Annotated in this window: 21 protein-coding genes; all 21 read right to left on the minus strand. The window is 40.6% G+C overall.

Features of this window, described 5'->3' with window-relative positions; genetic code table 11:
- The 21 genes from fabD to hypF all read right to left on the minus strand — a co-directional run bounded on the left by fabD (position 1) and on the right by hypF (position 23,628).
- On the minus strand, positions 1 to 939 hold the full coding sequence (gene fabD, locus EO113_RS07590; RefSeq protein ID WP_127135977.1) for an ACP S-malonyltransferase: 939 nt from the start codon (positions 937 to 939) through the stop codon (positions 1 to 3).
- Between the two features lie 15 nt (positions 940 to 954).
- On the minus strand, positions 955 to 1,899 hold the full coding sequence (gene fabK / locus EO113_RS07595) for an enoyl-[acyl-carrier-protein] reductase FabK (RefSeq protein ID WP_009353568.1): 945 nt from the start codon (positions 1,897 to 1,899) through the stop codon (positions 955 to 957).
- A 10-nt stretch (positions 1,900 to 1,909) separates the two neighbouring features.
- Positions 1,910 to 2,905, minus strand: a complete 996-nt coding sequence (locus EO113_RS07600) for a beta-ketoacyl-ACP synthase III (RefSeq protein ID WP_009353551.1) — start codon at positions 2,903 to 2,905, stop codon at positions 1,910 to 1,912.
- A complete protein-coding gene (plsX, locus tag EO113_RS07605) occupies positions 2,889 to 3,917 on the minus strand; it encodes a phosphate acyltransferase PlsX (RefSeq protein WP_009353579.1) in 1,029 nt (342 codons plus the stop codon). The genes EO113_RS07600 and plsX overlap by 17 nt, the downstream gene beginning before the upstream one ends.
- Before the next feature lie 9 nt (positions 3,918 to 3,926).
- Positions 3,927 to 4,481, minus strand: a complete 555-nt coding sequence (gene fapR, locus EO113_RS07610) for a transcription factor FapR (protein ID WP_009353554.1) — start codon at positions 4,479 to 4,481, stop codon at positions 3,927 to 3,929.
- Positions 4,482 to 4,584: 103 nt separating this feature from the next.
- Positions 4,585 to 5,733 carry a hypothetical protein gene (locus EO113_RS07615; RefSeq protein ID WP_127135978.1) on the minus strand — a complete coding sequence of 383 codons (1,149 nt, stop codon included), beginning with the start codon at positions 5,731 to 5,733 and terminating at the stop codon, positions 4,585 to 4,587.
- 183 nt (positions 5,734 to 5,916) lie between these two features.
- The gene (locus EO113_RS07620; protein WP_127135979.1) at positions 5,917 to 8,178 is read right to left on the minus strand and encodes a TonB-dependent receptor; all 2,262 of its coding nucleotides are present in this window, start codon (positions 8,176 to 8,178) and stop codon (positions 5,917 to 5,919) included.
- A gap of 143 nt (positions 8,179 to 8,321) precedes the next feature.
- Positions 8,322 to 8,588, minus strand: a complete 267-nt coding sequence (gene rpsO / locus EO113_RS07625; protein ID WP_009353572.1) for a 30S ribosomal protein S15 — start codon at positions 8,586 to 8,588, stop codon at positions 8,322 to 8,324.
- 123 nt (positions 8,589 to 8,711) lie between these two features.
- Positions 8,712 to 9,503, minus strand: a complete 792-nt coding sequence (locus tag EO113_RS07630) for an ABC transporter ATP-binding protein (RefSeq protein WP_126940878.1) — start codon at positions 9,501 to 9,503, stop codon at positions 8,712 to 8,714.
- 15 nt (positions 9,504 to 9,518) lie between these two features.
- The gene (locus EO113_RS07635) at positions 9,519 to 10,418 is read right to left on the minus strand and encodes an ABC transporter permease (protein WP_127135980.1); all 900 of its coding nucleotides are present in this window, start codon (positions 10,416 to 10,418) and stop codon (positions 9,519 to 9,521) included.
- 35 nt (positions 10,419 to 10,453) lie between these two features.
- Positions 10,454 to 11,419 (minus strand): ABC transporter substrate-binding protein, encoded by a 966-nt coding sequence (locus EO113_RS07640; RefSeq protein ID WP_127135981.1) that lies wholly within the window; start codon positions 11,417 to 11,419, stop codon positions 10,454 to 10,456.
- A gap of 213 nt (positions 11,420 to 11,632) precedes the next feature.
- Entirely contained in the window at positions 11,633 to 12,973 is a 1,341-nt protein-coding gene (brnQ, locus tag EO113_RS07645; RefSeq protein ID WP_127135982.1) for a branched-chain amino acid transport system II carrier protein, read from the minus strand.
- A gap of 12 nt (positions 12,974 to 12,985) precedes the next feature.
- A complete protein-coding gene (locus EO113_RS07650) occupies positions 12,986 to 14,614 on the minus strand; it encodes a phosphoenolpyruvate carboxykinase (ATP) (RefSeq protein ID WP_062401856.1) in 1,629 nt (542 codons plus the stop codon).
- A gap of 225 nt (positions 14,615 to 14,839) precedes the next feature.
- Positions 14,840 to 15,727: a UTP--glucose-1-phosphate uridylyltransferase GalU gene (gene galU / locus EO113_RS07655; RefSeq protein WP_127061143.1), complete on the minus strand. Its 888-nt coding sequence runs from the start codon at positions 15,725 to 15,727 to the stop codon at positions 14,840 to 14,842.
- Between the two features lie 14 nt (positions 15,728 to 15,741).
- A complete protein-coding gene (locus tag EO113_RS07660; protein ID WP_062401859.1) occupies positions 15,742 to 17,301 on the minus strand; it encodes an LptA/OstA family protein in 1,560 nt (519 codons plus the stop codon).
- Between the two features lie 9 nt (positions 17,302 to 17,310).
- Positions 17,311 to 18,417: a hypothetical protein gene (locus tag EO113_RS07665; protein WP_127010775.1), complete on the minus strand. Its 1,107-nt coding sequence runs from the start codon at positions 18,415 to 18,417 to the stop codon at positions 17,311 to 17,313.
- A gap of 57 nt (positions 18,418 to 18,474) precedes the next feature.
- Positions 18,475 to 18,921, minus strand: coding sequence for a hypothetical protein (locus tag EO113_RS07670; protein ID WP_062401864.1), 447 nt, complete (start codon positions 18,919 to 18,921; stop codon positions 18,475 to 18,477).
- Positions 18,922 to 19,023: 102 nt separating this feature from the next.
- Complete coding sequence (gene hypE / locus EO113_RS07675) at positions 19,024 to 20,031, minus strand: hydrogenase expression/formation protein HypE (RefSeq protein ID WP_009353578.1); 1,008 nt, start codon at positions 20,029 to 20,031, stop codon at positions 19,024 to 19,026.
- Positions 20,032 to 21,150 (minus strand): hydrogenase formation protein HypD, encoded by a 1,119-nt coding sequence (gene hypD / locus EO113_RS07680; RefSeq protein WP_009353561.1) that lies wholly within the window; start codon positions 21,148 to 21,150, stop codon positions 20,032 to 20,034.
- On the minus strand, positions 21,107 to 21,361 hold the full coding sequence (locus EO113_RS07685) for a HypC/HybG/HupF family hydrogenase formation chaperone (protein WP_009353557.1): 255 nt from the start codon (positions 21,359 to 21,361) through the stop codon (positions 21,107 to 21,109). The genes hypD and EO113_RS07685 overlap by 44 nt, the downstream gene beginning before the upstream one ends.
- A gap of 8 nt (positions 21,362 to 21,369) precedes the next feature.
- A complete protein-coding gene (gene hypF / locus EO113_RS07690; protein ID WP_127135983.1) occupies positions 21,370 to 23,628 on the minus strand; it encodes a carbamoyltransferase HypF in 2,259 nt (752 codons plus the stop codon).
- Positions 23,629 to 23,647 lie beyond the last annotated feature (19 nt).

The raw sequence follows: 23,647 nt of genomic DNA on the forward strand, positions 1-23,647 counted from the left end.
TTATTCTCCTTGTAAGAATGCAATCGCTGCTGCTAAGGATGCTTCATCTTCAACATTGGCTAATTCCATTGCTTTGTTAATTTTTTTAGTGAATCCTGTTAACACTTTTCCAGGCCCTACTTCTACAAATCTTGTAGCACCAAAGTCTACCATTGTAGCTACACAATCTTCCCAAAGTACTGGTGCTGCTGCTTGTTTTACTAAGGCCGCTTTAATAGCAGCTCCATCTTTTAAGATTTCCCCAGTAATATTCGCTACAACTGGAATTTGAGCATCTTTCACTTCAATTTTGTCTAATTCTTCTTGTAAACGTTTTGCTGCTGGTTCCATTAAACGACTGTGGAAAGGAGCGCTTACTGGTAGCATAACAGCACGTTTAGCACCAGCTTCTTTCATTTTTTCAGCTGCTACTTCTACGGCTTTTGTAGCACCAGCAATCACGATTTGTCCTGGACAGTTGAAGTTAACCGCTTGCACAGAGCCTACAGTATCGTTTACTTCTCCACAGATGCGAACTACGTCTTCACGAGGTAATGCTAAGATCGCAGCCATTGCGCCTTCACCCAATGGTACAGCTTCTTGCATATATTCTCCACGTTTATGCACTACGTATACAGCATCTTTAAAATCAAGAACACCTGCTGCTACTAAGGCACTATATTCACCAAGGCTATGACCACCTACGATATCAGGTGTAAAGCCTTTTTCTTTTAAAATTTCATAGCATGCCACACTAGCTGTTAAAATCGCAGGTTGTGTGTTTGCTGTTTTTACTAATTCCGTATCTGGACCTTCAAAACATAATTGTGAAATAGAATATCCCAATGCTTCATCTGCTTGTGCAAAACGCTCTCTTACGATAGGATACGCTTCGTACAAATCTTTCAACATACCCACTTTTTGAGACCCTTGACCAGGGAATACAAATGCTGTTTTCATAAGGTTTCCTCCTGCTTATCGGATAACAGATTTTAAGTTCAACATTACTTCTTCTGCTTCACGAACAATATCTTGAATGATTGTTGCGCAAGGTTTAATGTCAGTCAACATACCTGCAATTTGTCCAATCATAACGGAACCGTTTTTAGTTTCCCCTTCAATGGCAGCTTTTCTAAGTGTACCAGCACCTAGATTTTCAAGAGCTTCTTTTGGTGCGCCACTGAACTCAAGGGATTGATATTTACGAGCTAATAAATTCTCAATGATACGAACTGGATGACCTGTTGTCAAGCCTGTCATCACTGTGGAACGATCTTTTGCTTTCAATACAGCTTCTTTATAGTTTTCATGGGCAATACATTCTTCAGATACTACGAAACGAGAACCCATTTGAACTGCACTAGCGCCCAATGCTAAGGCTGCTGCCATACCGCGACCATCTGCAATACCACCAGCTGCAATAACAGGTACGTCCACAGCATCTACGATTTGAGGGATTAAGCACATAGTTGTAATATCTCCTACGTGACCGCCAGACTCAGTACCTTCTGCAATGACTGCATCGATACCGCCACGAAGTAAACGTTTCGCTAATAATACAGAAGCTACTACAGGAATTACTTTTGTACCGATTTCTTTGAAAGCTGGTACCCATGCGGATGGATTACCTGCTCCAGTTGTGATGACTGGTACGCGTTCTTCTAAAGCAACTTCCATAACTTCATTCACAAATGGAGACATTAACATAATGTTACAACCATATGGCTTGCTTGTGCGTTCTTTTAATTTATGAATTTCTGCACGGAATACATCAGGAGGCATATGTCCTGCACCAATAATTCCCAAACCACCTGCTTCAGATACAGCAGCTGCTAATTCAGCTGTACCTAACCAAGCCATACCACCTTGAAGAACGGGATACTCTATCCCTAACAAATCACAAATATCAGTCTTAATCATCTTTTCCTCCTTAGCACCATTTCATTACTAGACTTGCCCAAGTTAATCCTGCACCAAATCCAGCAACGGCAAGATTATCACCTTTTTGCAATTTTCCTGCACGTACTGCTTCATCTAAAGCAATCGCAATGGATGCTGCTGATGTGTTTCCATACTTAGGTAAATTAATAAATACTTTATCTTCTGTCAGATGCAAACGATCTGCTGCAGATTTGATAATGCGAGTATTCGCTTGATGTGGAATGAAGAAATCTAATTCTTCCACTTTCATATTTGCCATTTCTAGCGCTTTCAATACAGTTTTGCCCATTGTTTTTACAGCAAATTTATATACTTCTTGTCCATTCATATGAATGAAGGTAAGCCCCTCTTCACGACGCTCTGTGGTCGGTGGCAATGCCGTACCTCCAGATGGAATACATAGATGCATTCCGCCACTTCCGTCAGCCCCCATATCCATACCGAGCATACCATAGCCTTCTTCTACTGAAGATACTACAGCGGCTCCAGCACCGTCACCGAAAAGAACACATGTATTGCGATCTTCCCAGTTTACTACACGAGATAATACTTCAACACCTACTACAAGCACATTTTTAAACAATCCAGCATTGATATAAGAACTAGCTGTAATCAAAGAGTATACATATCCTGAGCAAGCTGCAGATAAATCAAAGGCTGCTGCTTTTGTAGCGCCTAAATTAGCTTGGACTAAGCATGCTGTAGATGGAATTGCCATATCGCCTGTTAATGTGGCAACAATGATACAATCGATATCTTCTGCTGTTAACTTAGCAGCTTCTAAGGCTTTTTTTGCCGCTTCTGTAGCCATATCTGAAGCATTTACACCTTCTGGTGCAATTCTACGTTCTTTAATACCTGTTCTTTCTTGAATCCAAGCATCGCTAGTATCTACCATTTTTTCTAAGTCTGCATTTGTAAGAACTTTTTCTGGCACATAGCTACCGGTACCAATAATTCCGACTGGCTTATTCAGCATTGTCATATGTTAGGGTCCCTTCTTCTTCAATACTTGAGGAAATATGTTCAATTAATTTCCGTTCTACTAGATCTCCAGCAATTTTAATTGCTGTCATAATTTCCTTAGATTTGGAGCTACCATGGCAAATAATAAATACACCATTTACCCCTAATAGAGGTGCTCCGCCATTTTCTGTGTGATCTAATCGTTTTTTTATTTTCTTAAACACAGGAACAATCAATAAGGCTCCTAGTTTAGAGATAATGCTACTTTGTTTGATGCCTTCTTTTAGAATATCTTGTACCACAGATACAAGACCTTCCGCAAATTTAAGCACCACATTACCTACAAATCCATCACATACTACTACATCTACCGTTCCTTTTGGAATATCACGGCCTTCCACATTTCCTTTAAAAGGGATTGTTTTCAGTTTTTGTAGTAACGGATAGGTTTCTAAGACAACTTCATTTCCTTTAGTGGATTCTTCACCAATATTTAACAAGCCCACAGTTGGGTTAGGTTTACCAAGTAATAACTGCGCATAGTTATATCCCATGATAGCCCCTTGCACTAGATGTTTTGGCTTACTATTCGCATTAGCACCAGAATCTAGCATAATTGTCACGCCATTCGCTGTTGGTAATGGTGTAGCAATACAAGGGCGCTCAATCCCTTTGATTCTTCCCAAACCTAATAGAGCCGATGCTACAGCTGCTCCAGTACTACCTGGTGCAATCACCGCATCACATACCTTTTCACGAACTAAACGTGTAGCCACTGCAATGGACGCATCTTTCTTCTTGCGCAAGGCAATACTAGGATGCTCATGCATTTCTATGACTTCACTAGCATGATGAATGGAAATTCTTGGATTCTCCAGTTCACCTTCTGCTTCCAAAATTTCTTTTATTTTACTTTCATCACCGACAAGCACGATATCCATAGTATCGTATTCGTGCACAGCGGCAATAGAGCCTAAGACTATTTCGAGGGGGGCAAAATCGCCACCCATAGCATCTACTGCAATCTTCATAATTCACCCTTATTCTATCACAGATTCCATAATAAATTTAGCGCGAAACACTTCTTTTATGGTATCTTTGATTGTTACTTTTATAAAGAATTTTTCTCCTCGTTGTCGCACTAATTCAGCTTTTGCTGCTAAATTAACATCGCTTTTAACGAGACTCTTATATTTAATATTTCCAACTCCAGCAATCATTGTAGGAACCCCTACAATAGCTCTTGCCAACGAGTTAGCCTGGGCGTATAAATATTGTGCCTCCACATAGCCTGATCGATCTAGCATCTCTTTCGTAGTGCGAAGAACACTGATGCCATATTGTCCTACTGCTAAATCAATGACATCTCCTACTACATCTGCCCGATCAATATGCTGTCTGTCATCAGAATGCTCCTGTGCCATTGCCTTAATCCGTTCACGTAACTCAGGAATGCCTAATGCCAAACGATCCAATCGAATGGTCGGAACACTAACTCCAAAATATGTGGCCAATTCCTCATCCGTCGTGAAGGGACTTATATTCAGTTTTTCGCGCAATAACTGTTGTCGTTCTTCCTTCTTTATACGACTCATATAACCACCTTTTATGACCAAGTAATAATACTTCCATACAATTATACTCTAAAATGATAATAGTATGCAAGCTTTTCTTGATTCCTATGCAAAATATGCATACTTATTTGAGAATGGTAAGTTGTCCTCTATTGCTTATCACTCGAATGGGCGCAGTTGTATTTGTTGCATTAGGCCTACGATCTACTATTTTTACATACCCCTGCAATACATCTACTACAATAGGTTCTGTATCTTCTTGGTAAATAATACCTGCCGTTTCTGGCGTATCACCGCCGATTAATGTTTGGATATGACTACCTGTAAAAGTATATCCTTTGCCAGTTGCTAGCAGTAATTCTTCATGTCCACTGCGATGTCGCTTAGCTCCTATCCATCGATTATGCCACATTGCCTGATTTTTCAATTCTAGTGTAACGCCAGACTGGTGAGGGTTATTTCCACTTTCAGCAAATTCATTTAATGCCGCCCCAGTCCACACGGAGTCCTTCGTCCCTAAATTCATCACAATATACGAACCATGACGTCCAGGATTAGGATTCAATCCATAGTTTTTATTCAATACCCCTACATTGCCTGTTACTTGTACCCTTGCATACTGGGATGGTTTCGGAGTAGATGCAGGGGCTGTACCCGTATAGGTATCAGCCAACCGACTAGTGCCAATACCAATGCTACCTTCTTCGACAATAGCAGCATACACATCTGCTTGCTCAAATGGCACAGTTTCAATTTTCACAGGACCGTCTAAGGTAATATAACTATCTTTATTAGCTTGTACCCCATTGCCAACGGCTTGAATCACCGTGGGCCCATGAACGACCACCTTTGTATCATATTTCGGGTCATCAACATGTTTTCGACCAAAGCCGGCATAGATACCGCTCATGTAATAATGTGCCATTTCATCGGCTTGGTCATAAGGGTGAGCATTACTTAGATCTACTTGCAAGCCCTTGTGGACAGTTAACTTAGTACCATCCAATACATAAATACCAGTCACATTATGGTGCTTCTGCTGCACCGTGTCATACCCTACACCATTTACCTTAATATGCAGTCCCTCTGGATAGTTGAGTACCTCATGGTATTTGCGCATCGCCACAGCTCGCCCCGCTGTGCTTACCTCAATGAGCTCTGGTTGCGTCACAACCTGTTGAAAGCCTACCTCTGCCGACGCTCCATACACAAATGGTACAGTGCTCAAACATGCCATAACAAGTCCTGCTAGTACATTTCGCTTATAATTCATACATACTCCCCTTACGAATCACTTGGACCTCTACTATGAATATCTTTATATCCTCTTTAGTATACCATTGGTAAGAGCCATTGCCTATGGTAGTGCTATTCCAATTGGTCATACAACATCTAGTAGGTAACAAAATGAGACGCCCCTCGTCGGAACGTCTCATATTATTAATATTATATTGTATTAGAATTTGAATTTCATGCCTACATTATACGTACGACCACCTGTTGCTTCTCTAGCGTAATATTCACGATCGAATAGGTTTTGTACTCCGAATTGCAATGTCGCTTCTTTGGATACTTTATAATTTACGGACGCATTAGTCAAGAAGTACGCATCTTCTGACTCTGGCTCGCCACCTGCGGTATCTTTGCTGTTGCGGGAGCTTACGTATTGCATATCCCATAAGGCATTCCACTTGCCACTATTGTATTCCAAACCACCATGGAATAGGTGCCTTGGAATTTCAAAGTTTTGTTCTTTTCCATCACTTTGATCTGTATTGACCAAAGCTTTACTTTCTATATATCCCATTTGCCATGTATAGTTTCCAAAGACAGACCATTTATTAGACAACTTGTGACGAAGTTCTAATTCTACACCACGACGTGTTTCTGATCCTATATTGATATACTTTTTGTAATCCTCAGTACCATCTGTCTTTTTAAATGTAACATATTGAATTTTATCCTTTGTATTCACATAAAAGGCTGCTACGTTTAATTTTGTACTTTCATTCCAAGATTTTTTCAAACCAAGTTCAAAGGTATCGGAATGTTCTGGATCTAACTCTGGATTTGCATAAATAGGAGTTTTAGATGTTTGACCGAAGCGGTACACTTGGTACAAGGTTGGCGGTGCAAAGGAGTGACCATAGGATGCATAGACGTTGGTAGAATCATCAAGGTATCTTTCTAAAGACAACTTAGGACTCAACTCCGTGTAAGATCCATCATTATGATGTACGACATCGTAGGACTTTGTTTTCTTATTGTACTCCCCGTGGGACCCATCGTACTTTTTAAAATGATCTAAACGAAGTCCGGCATAAATAGCCCAATCATCGTTAGGGCGATACGTATCTTGTACAAAAACTGCCATCGTGCGAGATGCCCCTGTATTCGTTTCACTCACACCGTTAGGGAATACCTTAGTATCTTTAGAGTTTTTATCACGCCAATGTTGTAAGGAAATCTTCTCTTGATCAAATCGTTCTTGTTTCCAGTTGAATCCCCCTACAATCTGGTGTTTACCTTCTGGTTTCCATGCTTTTTGCACATCTAGATTGTACGCTTTTCCTGGATAAAAAGAGTGCGTCCCTGGACCTTCATAATCTCCTGAAGTTGCTTCTGTTGGCATAGAGTATCCATCTTTCTTTTTATCTAAATAGCCCAAGGAAATCTGTAATTTATTCGCTTCATTTTTATATTGCAAATTGTGGGAATGATATTCTCGCTCTGCATCATGACCTAAGAAACTATTGCCATTTAGTTTCACATACTGTTTGTCATTTACTTTTATATCCCCATCAAAAATAGTCTTACCATTCACTGTAACGGCAGTGATTGGATTATGATAGGAATACTTATTATTAGCGTAAGTATAGCGGTAGGTTAATGTTTCTTTCTCACCTAAGTTCATCGTCACATACGCTGATAGATTTTTATTATGAAGTGATTTATCCCCACGATTCCCTAACACATATTTGCCACTTTTCAATTGTTCCAACGGCATATCTGGTGTAATCGCTTTTACCTTACTAGTAATTGCTTTGCTCTTATCGGTCACAAAAAATCCTGGGAATCCATTTGTGCGACGCTCTTCTGCAGATACACCAATGGCTACCATATCAGACACTCGAGCATCAAATCCTAGTTCGTTGTTCCAAGTACCATAAGTCCCGCCATTGACCTTGCCATGCCAACGAATCCCTTGACGATTTGCCTTCGGTGCCACTTGTTTCGTTGTAATACTTAATACACCTGCTACCCCTTTACCACCATACAAGGAGGAACTAGCACCACGCACCAATTCAATTCGATCGATGGAATGCACGGGAATCACTTCCCAGTCCACCTTATTATTGAAAGAATTATTCATCGGCACGCCATCAACGAGTACCGATATATTTTTAGAATCGAATCCACGGATTTGTATTTCACCTGCCGAAGCTTGACTTTTATACACCCCTGGTAATAATTGTATCGCATCTGCAACCGTATCCACCTTGCGATTTTCAATATCCTTCGCTGTCACCACAGACACAGAACTAGGCGTTTTTGAAATATCTTGTAAGGTTCTCGTTGCCGTTACCGTTACATCTGGCAAGGTCACCGTTTCTTCTACCGCTTGCGCATCATGAGCATACCCTGTATAACTGCCCAGCGCTACCGTAACCATAGATAATAATAGTAACCGCGTTGCATTTCGTTTAACTTGTTTCATTAGTACTTCCCTTCTTACTGTAAAACAAACATTAAGTTTTCTATTAGTATACCATTCATTTTCAATATTGCAAATCATTTTGTGAAAATATCTTCATATATAACAAAAAAGCGGCCGAAGCCGCTTTTTGTAAGTACGTAAAATTATTTACGTAAGCCTAATTTTTCTAAGATCGCACGGTAACGTTCGATGTCTTTACGACGAAGGTAGTCAAGCATGTTACGACGTTGACCAACTAATTTTAAAAGACCACGACGGGAATGATGATCTTTTTTGTGCTCTTTTAAATGCTCAGTTAAGTATACAATGCGGTTAGTTAAAATCGCGATTTGTACTTCTGGGGATCCAGTGTCACCTTCGTGAACAGCAAATTCTTTAATAATAGCTGCTTTAGCTTCTGTAGTTAACATATTTCATGTCCTCCTAAAAATTACAATTCCATAGGCCAAAGTAATGGGCGGAGACTCAATTACCTCGCCTAGGTTAATACATCGGTATCTATAATACTATACTTTGTGGTAAAAGTAAAGTACTTAGCCCAACATCATGCGGTCACTGAGGGTATTTTCGCTGGCTACTTCAAAGCGCTCTAATAAATCTTGCACGGTTAAACTAGCTTTTTCTTCTCCACGTACATCATAGATAACTTTACCATTATCCATCATGATCAAGCGATTGCCGAATCGCAAGGCATCACGCATATTATGGGTAATCATCAAGGTAGTCAAATGATGTTCTTTTACTAGTTCATCTGTAAGCTGCAATACTTTTTCTGCCGTTTTAGGATCTAAGGCTGCCGTATGTTCATCTAGTAACAGTACTTCTGGCTTCAACATAGTGGCCATCAACAAAGTAATAGATTGACGTTGACCACCACTTAATAATCCCATACTGGATGACAAACGATTTTCTAAGCCCAAATCCAAACGAGCTAATTGCTGTTTAAATAATTCTCTTTCATTTTCTTTGAATGCCCAAGACAATCCCATTTGTTTTCCGCGACGTAAGGCGAGAAGCATGTTCTCCTCAATTTGCATATTTCCTGCTGTGCCCAACATAGGATCTTGGAAGACACGACCAATGTATTTGGCCCGTTTGTATTCCGCCATATGCGTGACGTCTACATCATTAATATGCAATGTACCTTCATCGACGGAGAATACCCCAGCGATGGAGTTCAACAACGTACTTTTACCAGCTCCATTACCACCGATAACAGTCACAAAATCTCCATCTTCTAATCGTAAGTCAATACCACGAAGAGCTATTTTTTCATTCACAGTGCCTTTATGGAAGGCTTTCACAATTCCTTTTAATTCCAACATGTGTATACCCTCCTCTTAACCACGACGAAATTTACCTTGCCACGTTGGTAAGGATAGAGCTAAGGCTACCAATATAGCAGTAAATAATTTTAAATCATTTGGAGGCATACCTAGGTATAGTACAGTAGCAATAACGATACGGTAAATAATGGAACCGAATACAACGGCTACTAAGCTCAACACGAAGGAAGAATTACCAAATAGTTTGCGCACTACCGAAGAAGAAGCAAATAGTACCTCCCCGATGATAACAGATGCGAGGCCGATAACGATGGTTCCTACGCCCATACCGATATCTGCAAAACCTTGGGATTGAGCAATTAACGCCCCAGATACAGCTACAAAACCATTGGATAATAGTAATCCAAGAACAATCATGGAATCTGTGTTTACCCCTTGGGCACGAATCATTTGTGGATTTACCCCAGTAGCGCGGATCGATGTACCTAGTTCAGTACCGAAGAACCAGAATAAGAATAATCCTACTACTACCGTTACCACTATACCAATGGTGGTCAATGCTACCGCATTGGAAATACCCATGCTATGAATGGCGGAGTACACTGTATCCATGCGCAATAAGGAGATATTTGCTTTCCCCATAATATGTAAGTTCACAGAATACAAGGCAATCATGGTTAAGATACCAGCTAGCAATGCAGGAATTTTTAATTTGGTGTGTATCCACCCTGTCACAGCTCCAGCAACCATACCACCAATACCTGCAACTATCACTGTGATCCAAGGGTTCACACCCATGGTAATCAATACTGCAGAAATTGCAGCTCCCATAGGGAAACTACCTTCTACTGTTAAATCAGCTACGTCTAAAATTCTGAAAGTAATGAATACACCCAATGCCAACAATGCCCACAATAGGCCTTGTGCAATGGTGCTAATAATTAAGTTTGTCATATATCCTCCTACTTGGGGTTGCCCCCACTACTATACTACTGTTGTCGCAATGTCTCTGGAATTTTGATATGTAACCGATCCGCTTCCTCTTGGTTGAATACAAATTTAATAGGCTCTTGCATTTCGATTGGCATACTGTCCGGTGTACTTTCACCACGAAGTACACGAGCCGCCATATGTCCAGTTTGTACCCCTAATCTATAAAAGTCTACAGAGTAGGCTGCTAGTCCACCTGTTTTTAACCATGTCTCATCAGAGGGAAACACTGGTAAGTTAGCGCTACTAAATATAGTGACGATGTTTGCATAGGATGAAGCAATGATATTATCTGTTGGAAAATATACTGCATCAATACCCATAATAGCTAATTGATTCGCTGCTTGCGGCACATCATTCACGTTGGAGACGGTTATTTCTACTAATTCCATACCGTATTTTTGCGCTTCTTTTCGAAAACTCTCTGCTTGTAATTGTGAATTCACTTCACTGGATGAATAAATAGTACCGATTTTTTTCGCATTCGGTAATAATTGATGCACTAATTCCACTCGTTTTTCCATAGGCACCATATCTGTGGTACCCGATACATTACCACCCGGATGTTCATCACTATCCACAAGTCGTGCTGTGGTAAAGCTCGTGACCGCAGTGCCTAATACAGGAATATCCTTCGTAGCATTCGCCATAGCCTGTACCGCTGGGGTCGCAATGGCCACTACTAAATCGGAATTACGCGCCACAAATCGTTGGGCAATGGTGTTTAGATTAGATTGGTCTCCTTGCGCATTTTGGTGGTCAAGAATCACATTATCTACAAATCCCTCTTCCCGTAATCCATCTACGAAACCTTTATTTGCCGCATCTAGTGCGGGATGCTCCGCTAATTGCAAGATACCCACTCGGTACATCTTGCCTCCTCCTGGTGCTTCTAGTGAAGATTCATGCCATAGTAAGAATCCCACCAGACAGACCACCAACAGGGCCAGTCCTTTTTTCCACATAAAAATCTCCTTTCTACTATACTACATGGTAGCCACGCGCCACCGCCTACAGTCTTTCTATGGGAAAGATATAGAGATTATACCACATGTGAAAGTAATAGAAAATATATAAATTAAAATTTCTATAGAATCTAATGTCGTCATGAGACATTATCTTCACAGATAAACAAAACGACTAGATTATTACAATCTAGTCGTTTATCTTTAATTCTACTATTTACGTACTAATGTGATATGCACCATACCGATAAGGAAACCGATAATGGACGGCACAATCCAGCCCATACCGATAGAAGCAAATGGAAGCATTCCGTAATATGGCAACGCCCATTGTACAAATCCAGATTGATTGATAAATGCTGGTGCTGTTGCCATAGCATCACCTAATGCCGCAAATAGGGCAAAGGCTGTTGTCCACGCATACACAGCTTGTCTGCCTTTGAAAATAGGTGCTGCAAAGGATAACAAGATGATTGTAATAGACAATGGATACAAGAACATCAACACAGGAATAGCTAATTCGATGATTTTTGTTAAGCCTACGTTAGCAATTAAGAAACCCACTGCTGTTGTTAAGTATGCATAACCACGGTAACCCAATGTGTTTGGGAACATTTCATCAAAAGTTTCACCACAAGCACCAATCAAACCTACGCAAGTTTTTAAACATGCTAGTGTAACAATGATAGCCAACAAGATAGCCCCTACATTGCCGAAGTAAAATGCATTCATTTGCGCCATGGTAATACCACCATTTTTAGCAAGGCCTAATGTTGTGACACTTGTAGCACCACTGTAGGCTAGGAAACCGTAGATAACAGCCATAATAGAGCATGCCACAAAGCCTGCTTTCACAAGTCCCATAGCAATGTCCTTAGGTTCTGTGACCCCCACACCTTGTAAGGCACGGATAACGATGATACCAAAGGCTAACGATGCCAATACGTCAAGTGTATTATAGCCTTCTGTAAAACCTTTGAAGAACGCATGGGTAGCATATTCCCCTTGTGGCGCTACTGATGCGTAATCTCCCATTGGCATAACCACTACAGTGATTAATAAAATGCTTAGGAATACTAAGAATAATGGCGTTAACACTTTACCAATGTATGTCATCAATTTTCCTGGATTCAAGGAGAACAAGATGGCAATAATAAAGAACACTGCAGAAAATACACCTAAGGCAAGATCAGGATTGACACTGCCAAGGAATGGTTCAAATCCGATTGTATAGGATACTGTACTCGTTCTTGGGATAGCAAATGCTGGCCCAATCGTGATGTACAATAACAAGGTGAAAATTTTACCATAGGTCGGGTGTACACGACTTACCAAGTCTTGTAAGCCATTACTACGAGATACACCCATAGCGACAATACCCAAGAATGGTAGTCCAATAGCTGTCGCTAAAAAGCCTAAAATAGCTGGCCACAACGCTTGACCTGCTTCTTGTCCTAAGTGAACAGGGAAAATTAAGTTTCCTGCTCCGAAGAACATCCCGAATAACATAGTTCCAATAAAGGCTACAGAACCCCAAGATAATGTTTGATTCATCACTATTCCCCCTTACATAATGATTTTTAATACATCTAGTACTTCATTTGGCAACTCATCTTTTGTTCCTTTTAATTTTTCAATGTAATCGTAGCGGAACTCAAATGCTTTGTGCAAAATATGATGGTACTCACGAACTGTAAAGTCTGGTTCAAAACCTTCAACTTTTACATATTCTAAGTTTTCATATTTATAGAACGGTTCAAAGTTAAGGCTACCCTCAACCAAACCTTCTAACAAGCCTAATGTTACTTCTTTTGGAATTTTTTTGTCCAAGAAGAAGCCCGTATTCATAATGTAGCAATCTACACCAGATTGAGTGAATAGTTTTTTGTAACTTTCATAATCGGTACGTAAAGAATAGGTACGGAATGGATTAGCATAAGGTTCGATCACCAATGCATTAGGATCTACGTGAGCATCCAATTTCTCTGCTGTAGAACGACGTGTTGCCAAAGTAGCACCCATAGTAGCCGCTAAAATTGGATCATCCACTTTTAAAATTGGTGGCAATGTTTTATCTTTCATCAACCACACGATAGCATTCACTGGATCTTTTACAAAGTTCACACGATTATCTGTCCAGAATTGTGATTTAATAGCACGACCATTGTTATTGCGCACATCTTCTGCTAACACAACTTTGTTACCATCTTCATCTAAAGTAACACCCACATTTTGCAATGTTAATAGGTATTTATTAGCAGGATGTTCCACTGGATAGTCTTGCATTTTATCAAAATATGTTGGTTCTAAGGCAATGGAAGACAAATCTTCTGTATGAATGATATAGGCATCATCATGTAATACAGAAATATCATATCGTCCACCATGCTGTTCATGAGTCAATGTAGATTTACCAGACCCTGATAACCCAAATACGCCAATCGTATAAGAAGAACCATCTTTTAAATTGTATCGTTTCATGCCACCATGGCATGCCACATAACCATAACGATTTGCCAAGGACCATCCTAATGTAAGAGTACCTTTTTTATGCTCCCCAAAATAACGCATACCTAAAATCATAGCACAGTTATGAGCAGGGTCAAAAATAGCCAGTCCACCTGGATGACCTTCTACCACATAATCTGGGTCAGAGTAAATAAAAATATCCCCTTCTGGAATCTCTTTACTACCTCTATAGAAGGCTTTCACTTCCTCATTGAAAAATTGGAAATTAATAGCCCAAGAGTATAGGATCGATGCATGCTCTTTTGGAATCATCAAGTGCGCACGAGCAGTAAAAGCTTCATCCAAGCCTACGATAGCTTGCGCTGAAATCCATTCTTTATGACGGCTATCATATACTGCATCTCGTGCAATATCACATAATTCTACTTCATTAATACCTTCATCGCCAATAATACGGCGAGCTTTTGCATAACGACCTGTTGTTTTACCATTATTTGTGACTAATACTTTGGCATCTTGCGGTAAACCTTGCTCTTCCGCACGGTATACGGGCATATCTAATACAACGACCCCAGGTTCTTTCGTGGCTAACTCATAAGCCTGTGCAATAGACTTCACCGGTGTTACATTATTTCCATAAAAAGCAGTTTCTATGGTACTTCTTAATTTGGAAAAGAGCGGATTCTCTTTAATTTCGGAATGTTTCCATTTTAATCTTGTTGCCATATGTTCCTCATTAATTCTAACTTACTATACTTATGCATATTCTTATATTCTAACATTTAATTAAGTATTTCACAATATGAGACCAATCATATATTACTGCATCAGTCTAGCAAATACAGGCCTCTGTGATATGTATCACAATGTATTTTTACTATGCGATGAATAGTTATGAAAAAACGGATATCACAAGGCATTCACCTCACAATATCCGTTGATTCTATACAACTAAGATCTATGATTCATAATACAATCAATATCTAAGTCTTGCAAATACAATTTAAATGCCTCAGCCAACTGTGGATTTCGTAAACCGTATTCTACAGTCGCTTTTAAATATCCTAATCGATCGCCTATATCATAGCGCACTCCTTCATAAGAGTAAGCTAAAATTCTTGAGGAAAGTCTAGCAATCGCGTCGGTCAATTGAATTTCATTGCCCGCCCCTTGGGGAGTTTTTTCTAATTCATCAAATATATCTGGCGTCAGAATATAACGACCTAATACCGCCAAGTTCGATGGAGCATACTCAAGTGGTGGCTTCTCTACCAAACCTGCTACTTCATACACATTCGGTTCGATTTCACTACCTGACACAATACCATAGGAGCTAACTTTTTCTGGAGCTACAAATTGAGTTCCTAAAATTGTTACGCCATCATGGGCATAATGACAATCGATTAATTGCTTCAAGCATGGTCTTTGTGGGTTATAGACCACATCATCCCCTAATAGAACAGCAAATGGCTCATCCCCTATAAAAGACTTCGCACAATAGATAGCATCACCCAATCCACGGGCTGTTTTCTGACGAATGTAATGAACTTTAATATTCGCCAAATTTCTCACCATATCAAGATGTTGTTGCTTACCTTGTTGTTGCAATAATTGCTCTAACTCCACACTAGTATCAAAATGATCTTCAATCGCACGCTTATTGCGTCCCGTAATAATTAGAATATCTTCAATACCTGAATCGATAGCCTCTTGCACAATATATTGTATTGTTGGTGTATCCACAATAGGCAACATCTCTTTCGGCTGTGCCTTAGTGGCTGGTAAAAAGCGTGTACCAAAGCCTGCCGCTGGAATCACTGCTTTTCTAACTTTTTTCATGGTTTCCCCTTAGATTAAAAATCTTTCGCTACCAATGTATATTCCCATTTCTTTTGTTTTGTACGATATGTCAAGGATCCTTCAAAGGAATGTAAATCACGATGCCATGTAAGATCTACATACCGTAACTCATGAGTCTGCATATCTCGTTGTATCTGTACACTAAAGCGATCTAATCGAGTAGCTTGTACACTTAGCCCATAGTATAAATTATACTTCACATCAATTTGATCAAATGGATATGGAGAGTCGGCTGAGACAGATACATTACTTTGACGATATCCCGCCCAAGCTTTCACACGAGGTCCTAGGTTGGTGTTAGCAGCTACACCCCAATATGGCATAGAACGAACCGACGAATTATATCCGTAGTAGTCACGTTGGTAACCACCATAGAAGGTAACCTCTGTATTAGGCCCTATATGAACTGGGTCATGAGATACTTCACCATACATCTTAGCATGAGTTCCCTTGATATGACCTTCATACCATTTACCATAGCTAACACCACCACGAATAGTCACAGGAGTGCTACCAAGATGATACGCATGCGTATCTACCGATAATTCAGGCTTCTTCTCGACCCATACTTTTTTCGCATTTAATGTAGCTGACTCGCGACTATACGCTATTTTTGCTTCCCCCCAAGGCAAGAAATGAACATACCCAAAGGATGGTTTAAACCCAATATGAGTTCCCCAAGTATAATGTAAGAAAAGTTCCCCATGTTTAGATACTGGATAGTCAATTTTACCATTTAAACTCAATCCATCAGAAGAATTATATTTCGGTCTTGGTACAAAGGAAAATACGCTCACTTGTCCTTGTTTATCTTGACGCAAAGACACCGTATATTTATTTACAGAAATAATCCGTTTATTTTTAATATAAAAGCTTGCATTATGAATGACTGCTTTATCTCCAGGGAATACCTCTATATAGTCCCCTTCCACACGATAATCAGGTGCCCCTTTAAAAGCAATGGCATGTTTTGTCGTTAACCAACCTTTTTCAATGCGCCCTGTTTTACCATCAAAGTCACCTACTTCTGCTTTTACCCAATAGGGATCAGCATAGCCAAATACATTTTTTGTGTGAGCTGCTCCAGTAGTAGCATTGTAGGTAATATGAGAACCTTTTAAGTCCTTTGTATCCCCTTTATCTTCTAAAAAGTGATAGTCCGATACACTTTCATATTGCTGGGTCTTCGTATTACCTTCTAGTCTTTCTGACAATAGTTGTTGATTGCCCCGTTCTACTTCTACAGCGCCATTGGCCCATACACGACCAGTAGTATCGTTATAATACATTTTATCTGCATCAATACGAACTGGTACAGCCGGTTTTTCTACCACTTGTTTGCCTTTTTTTTCAATTGCTTTAACCTGCAAATTTGGCGCATACTGTGTATCTGTAGATACTGTGGAAGTCTTAGGCATTTGCACATACTGAGTTTCGGCAACCTTTGGAGCGGCTTCGAATACTGGGGTCGTAGCATCTACTGTTTGGGCATGGCCTTGTGTACATGCCAATGCCGTCAAAATAGCAGCGGCTGTTACAGAATATCTTTTCATGCTCATCTCCTAGTCTTTCTCACGTTTTACAATGATGACAGGTTTTTCAGTTAAAGAATCATCTGGTACCACTTGTACAGGTTCTTCTTTTGCTTTTACAGCCGGAGCTGGCGTTGATTCAGCTACTACTTTTGATGCTGCTACTGGTTCTGCTGCTGCTTTTGGTGCTACCACTGGCTCCACAGGAGCTTTTTGCACAGCTCCCGTATCTACACCATGCACTTCCACCCCAGAAATAGTAACAGAGGATTCAGGCTGTACATACACAAGAGTTCCTACTGGTAAATCAATAGATTTACCTTTTACAAAGAAGCCCCCTACAAGGCCTACAGGTCCTAATAAAACAGCCCCTGCTACAGACGCACCAGCCGCTTTTAGTTCTCCTTTTGTTTTAGACTTAGCTTCTTCACCTTGGATGGCTGTGAAAACTGTACCATCAATACCTTGTAATTTATCAAATACAATGTTTAATTTTGCATTACGTCCAAAAGATCTTGCTTTTGTAATTTCCGTAATATGGCCAGTACCTACTGTTCCTTTAGGAATCAACAGAGTTTCCCCATCCATTACATCTTCTGCTACTTTGACATGAACTACATCATCTTTCACATTTTTTTGAGATGTTACTGGTTCTGTTAATTCTAGAGTAAATACTTGATCAGCCCCAATAGTTCCTAGTTTTGTTCGCAATGCTACTTGTGTTCCAAAAATAGATTGCTTTAATTTTTGTACACGACTTTGTAAAGAACCTTTTGCTTCTAGTCCATTCACACTGCGTTCCATTTCGCCAATGCGTTCTACGAGAGAGCCACTATGAACTTCATCATAATACATCCATTCCAAAGCATTGACTTCTTGATGCAATGTTACCTTTGTTCCTTGACCTTCCACAGATGTATACAAAGATTCCACTTGCCCTGTAATACTACCTTGTTGTTTTGTACCATAAATAGTATCTTGTAATTGATGTACTCGATCTGTTAATGCACCTACTTGTACTTTACCATACACAGTACTTTCCAAAGCTTCTGTTTTTTCTAATACTGTGTCTGGTGCAGCCCATACACTTGTTGCTAAAAGAGCAAATACAGCTCCTAATACAGCAGAACGTTTCATAGTATCTCCTCATCTCTACTAACACATAGATAGCACGGGCAAGCCCGTGCTAATCCATTAAATCTTCAAATCTATAATTGCGGATACGCCAACCCCTTGAATGCGGTTTGCAGTCGTTGGGTTCGTACTGTCAATCGGTACTAGTCCTTTTACGCGAGCTACGGAATTAAAACTAGCCTCAATTTGTGCTACCGCTTCCACACGTTCCACTTCACTACTAGGTCCTGTTATCTGTGCTGCACCAATATGTCCGCCTTTACCAAGACTAACAATAGGAACTACTTTTGTTGAATAGGTAGTACTCAAATTATTTTGCTTTAATAAATTGTTCAAAAAATTATTAATGGAGTCTCCATATTTATCTACTAGAAAGCCCACGCCTCCCACTTTCAAGGCGCCTCCTAATAAACTTCCTAAATTGAACGCCTGAGCTTGTTGCACTCCAACAACACCCACAGTGGCTACTGAGAATGCTACCATAGCAGCTACGATTTGTTTTTTCATCGTAATATCCTCCTTTTCCTTTCCATTGTATCAAAAAATAAATTTTTATTCTATACAAAGTATATGAGATATCCATGATTTTTTCATGAAATCTTATATTTTTTAGCAAATCCGTGGAACTTGGTCTTCTCCGAGCATATCTAACAAACGAATTCCGCCTACTGCCGTTTGTAAACCTACTTTACCAGCATTACCATTCACTATATCACCAATGATGACAGCATCACAACCTTCTGTAAAAGTCCGCATCATCTGCACTACATCATCTGCCACATCAGCACGTACAATGGCAATCATTTTACCTTCATTGGCTAAATACAATGGGTCATACCCTAATACTTGGCATACGGCTTGCACTTCCTCACGGACAGGAATGGCAGACTCTTGCAATCGAATCCCTTTTTGAGCAGAATTTGCAATTTCTTGTAATGTGGTAGCCAATCCACCGCGAGTAGGATCTCTAAAAAAAGCAATATTTTTTCCAAATGTTTCCAATAAGGCATGGGACATAGTATGTAAGGGAGCACAATCTGTCTGAATTGTGTCTGGCAAATCTAATCCATACCGAGTTCCCATAACAGCAATGGCATGGTCACCCAAGGTGCCGGATACAATAACTTTCATACCACTTTCAATATAGGGAGTGCCTAACTGTACATAGTCCGGTACAATACCTACACCGGCTGTATTGATGTAGATTCCGTCAACAGAACCCTTTTCTACCACCTTCGTGTCTCCTGTAATGATAGAAACACCTGCTTGTTGTGCCATATCAGACATGGTTTGTAGCACCACTTCTAACGTAGGGATAGGCAAACCTTCCTCTAAAATGAGTCCACAAGACAAATACTGAGGAATAGCACCCATCATGGCTAAGTCATTCACTGTACCACATACAGCTAACTTACCAATGTTACCACCAGGAAATATATGCGGCGTCACTACATAGGAATCTGTGCTCATAGCCATACGCCCATTAGTAACGGGAAATACAGCCCCATCATGTAATTCATTTAATATTGGATTAGAAAAATATTTCACAATATATTTGTCCACTAGTTCGTGGCTAAATTTACCACCATTACCATGGACTAACCGAATCCGTTCCATTTATTCCTCCCAGGTCATTCCACCGCTGGAAAAACCGTATTTATACCAAGCTGAACAACTACCTTCTACGGATACCATACAAGCTCCTACTGGATGCTCTGGCGTACAAAGTTTGCCAAATAAAGGGCATGCATCAGGATGAATCATCCCTTGGATAACAGACCCACATTGGCAACCTTTCGGTCCATCACTAGTGGTAAACGGAGGCAATGGTAATTGTACTAATGCATCATAAGCAGACCATTCACCTCGCAACTTTAATCCTGATGCAGGTAAGGTACCAATACCACGCCAACCATCATCAGACGGCTCATACAAGGTATCCATTAATTGTTGTGCTACTGGATTTCCCGTTTTTGCCACCACAGACCGATATGTATTTCCTACATAAAATTTCTTTTCTTTACGTTGTTCTAAGAGATTTACAATGGCTGCTAAAATTTCCACACCATCAAAGCCAGCAATACAACTTGGCATATGATATTCATCAGCTAAGAATTGATACGGCTGTTCTCCAATGATAACGCTTACATGACCTGGCAATAAGAATCCATCAATTTGATGATCTGGATTACTTAATAAAGCGCGTAATGCAGGAGGCACCAATTTATGAGAAATCAGGAAAAATACATTCTTGAGTCCCTTTGCATGAACCGCCTGTATTGTAGCTGCTATGACAGCTATAGTTGTTTCAAAGCCAATGCCTAAAAAGATAATCTTCTTATCTGGATATTGTTCACTTAAGGAAAGCACTTCCATTGGGCTATAGATAATCTCAATGTGGGCACCCTCTTCTTTAGATTGCCATAAATTACCTGTCGTACCAGGTACTTTTAGCATATCTCCAAAGGTGGCAATCACTACGTCATCTTGAGCTGCATACGCCAAAGCTTGGTCCATGTATTGTTGATCTGTCACACACACAGGACATCCAGGACCACTAATCAGCTCGATGCCTTTTGGTAGCATTTGACGGATGCCTTCACGGAAGATAGCCACGGTATGGGTCCCGCAGACTTCCATAAACCGCACCCTTTCTTCCGGATTATGTAATTCACGAATGCGCTCTAGTAGACTAGCAGCGACCTTCGATTTTTCTGTTAAAGTAATCTTGTTCAAGTTCTTCTAACTCGCGGAATGCCTCAAGGGTCAAACGAGCTTCCTCCTCATCTACAATTTGTACGGCACAGCCCGCATGGACTAATAGCCAATCTCCAATTTTTGCTTCCGGCACCAATAACAGGCTACACTCCCGTTGCACTCCTGTTAATTCTACGGTACCGATGGATTCATTAATATGCACCAACTGTGCAGGTACTGCTAAACACATAGTATCTCCTATCTATTCATATAATTTCCCAACCATAATTGTCCTAAAGCGATACCACCATCATTCAAAGGGCTTTGGTTAGGAATGTGGATATGGTACTCTTCTAATTCCCGTATCACTCCTTCTAGGAGAATGCGATTTTGGAATACTCCTCCACACAAGACAATATGCGAAATTTGTCGCTCCTTACAACATTGTTTCGCCATCTGTCCTAAATAATATATCAAAGTTCTGTGAAAGTTTGCTGAGATTTTTGCTACACTTTCACCACATTCTAATTGTTCTATCACAGATCGTACTAAACTCATTGTATCTAATACCGTTCCGTCCAGCTTCATGTCTAGGATAGTGCCCCTCTCTGAAAGCGCCAGTTGTTCTAACTCGATAGCAAGTTGCGCATCATAGAGATGCTCATGGCCTACCCCTAACAAAGACGCTACCGTATCAAATAAACGACCACCGCTAGAAGACTGTATCATCTGCATATGAGGCATCATTTTCTCTAATAGTTCCCATCCCTTAGGTAGTGTTTTCTTCCACTCTTCTATGACTGTGGGTACCCCTGATGGATAGATCTGATTCACATACCACAATGCTTGACGCCATGGTTCTCGTACTGCCACTTCACCACCTGGCAAGGGGGCATAACTCAAATGTGCCATACGTTCCATATGCTCTTGATGACAATATAAAAACTCACCGCCCCATAGAGTGCCATCTGTGCCATATCCTGTCCCATCAAAGCAAATACCTAACACTGGTTCCTGAATATTATACTCTGCCAGTACCGCTGCCACATGGGCATGATGATGCTGCACTTCTATGACAGGTAATTGATGTTTCTCTGCATAGTTTCTACCACACTGTGATGTGTAGTAATTCGGGTGGGCATCCACGATGACCTCTGTTGGTTGTAATTGAAATAAGTCTTCATAGCGCTTTGTTGTGGACCATAACAAATCCTGTACTCGCTGATGCTCCATATCTCCCATGTAGGGGCTAAGGATAGCATGAGAACCTCGATTCATCGCAAATGCTGCCTTCATATCTGCACCCATAGCTAGCATAGTTGACCTCTTCTCTAATGCTACTACAGGAATGGATACAGGTACGTATCCTCGGCTACGGCGAATCATGATTGATGTATCATGCACCACTTGTACCACAGAATCGTCTACAGGAGAGATAATCTCCCGATTGTGAGTCAATATATAGTCTGCTATCCCCTGTAATTCTTCCAATGCCTGGGCATCATTATATAATACAGGATCACCACTTCGGTTCGCACTAGTCATAACCCATAGAGCATTAGACGGTACTAAACTGTAGTGATATGGAGCATAGGGCAGCAAAATGCCTAAGGTTTCCATACCAGGAGCTACACTTGGTGCCACCGTATTATGCTCTGTTACCTTTCGCAACAACATAATAGGCCTTGCTGGGCTCAACAATAGTTCTTCTTCCTTTTCAGATATGTATACATACTGTTTTGCCGTTTCCAAGGATCCTGCCATGACCGCTAAGGGTTTTCTAGGCCGTCCTTTACGCTGACGCAAGGTTTGTACCGCTCTTTCTTGTAATGCTTCACAGACCAAGTGGTAGCCACCAACGCCTTTTAATGCCACAATGGCACCTTGTTGTATCAACTGCTTGGCCTGCTCTATGGCATCCTGTCCACTAGCGAGCACCGTTCCATCTGCACCTTTCAAAGTAAACATAGGTCCACAGTGCTCGCAAGCATTGGGCTCGGCATGGTATCGCCGGCCCTCGAGGTCCTCGTATTCCTTCTGACAATCTTCGCACATAGGGAATACTTTCATAGACGTTGTGTCACGGTCATAGGGTGTACTTTCAATAATCGTATATCGAGGACCGCAATTTGTACAATTTGTAAACCCATATTGAAAGCGTCGATTCTCAGGGTCTTGTATGTCCTGCAAGCATGCCTCACAAGGTGCCATATCGGCGCCAATAAAGGCATTGCCCTGAGCACCTTGGGAAAGGATTATCGTAAACGAGTGCAATGATTGTACTGTGCTTGGTTCTACACGCAAAGTATCAATGCGTCCATGCATAGGCAAGTCAGATTGCAATCGCTCTATAAACAGTCGACAATCTGCCTCTACACCTTGTATATGTATCTCCACACCGCTCGTGTCATTTCTCACTGTCCCCACTAGTCTTAATTCATGGGCTAGTTTAGACACAAAGGGGCGGAATCCTATGCCCTGTACAATGCCTGTTACATGTATGGTGTATGCTTTCATAGAACCCGCCTCCCTTCAG

The organism is Veillonella sp. 3913 (genome assembly GCF_003992235.1).
Lineage (GTDB): Bacteria > Bacillota > Negativicutes > Veillonellales > Veillonellaceae > F0422.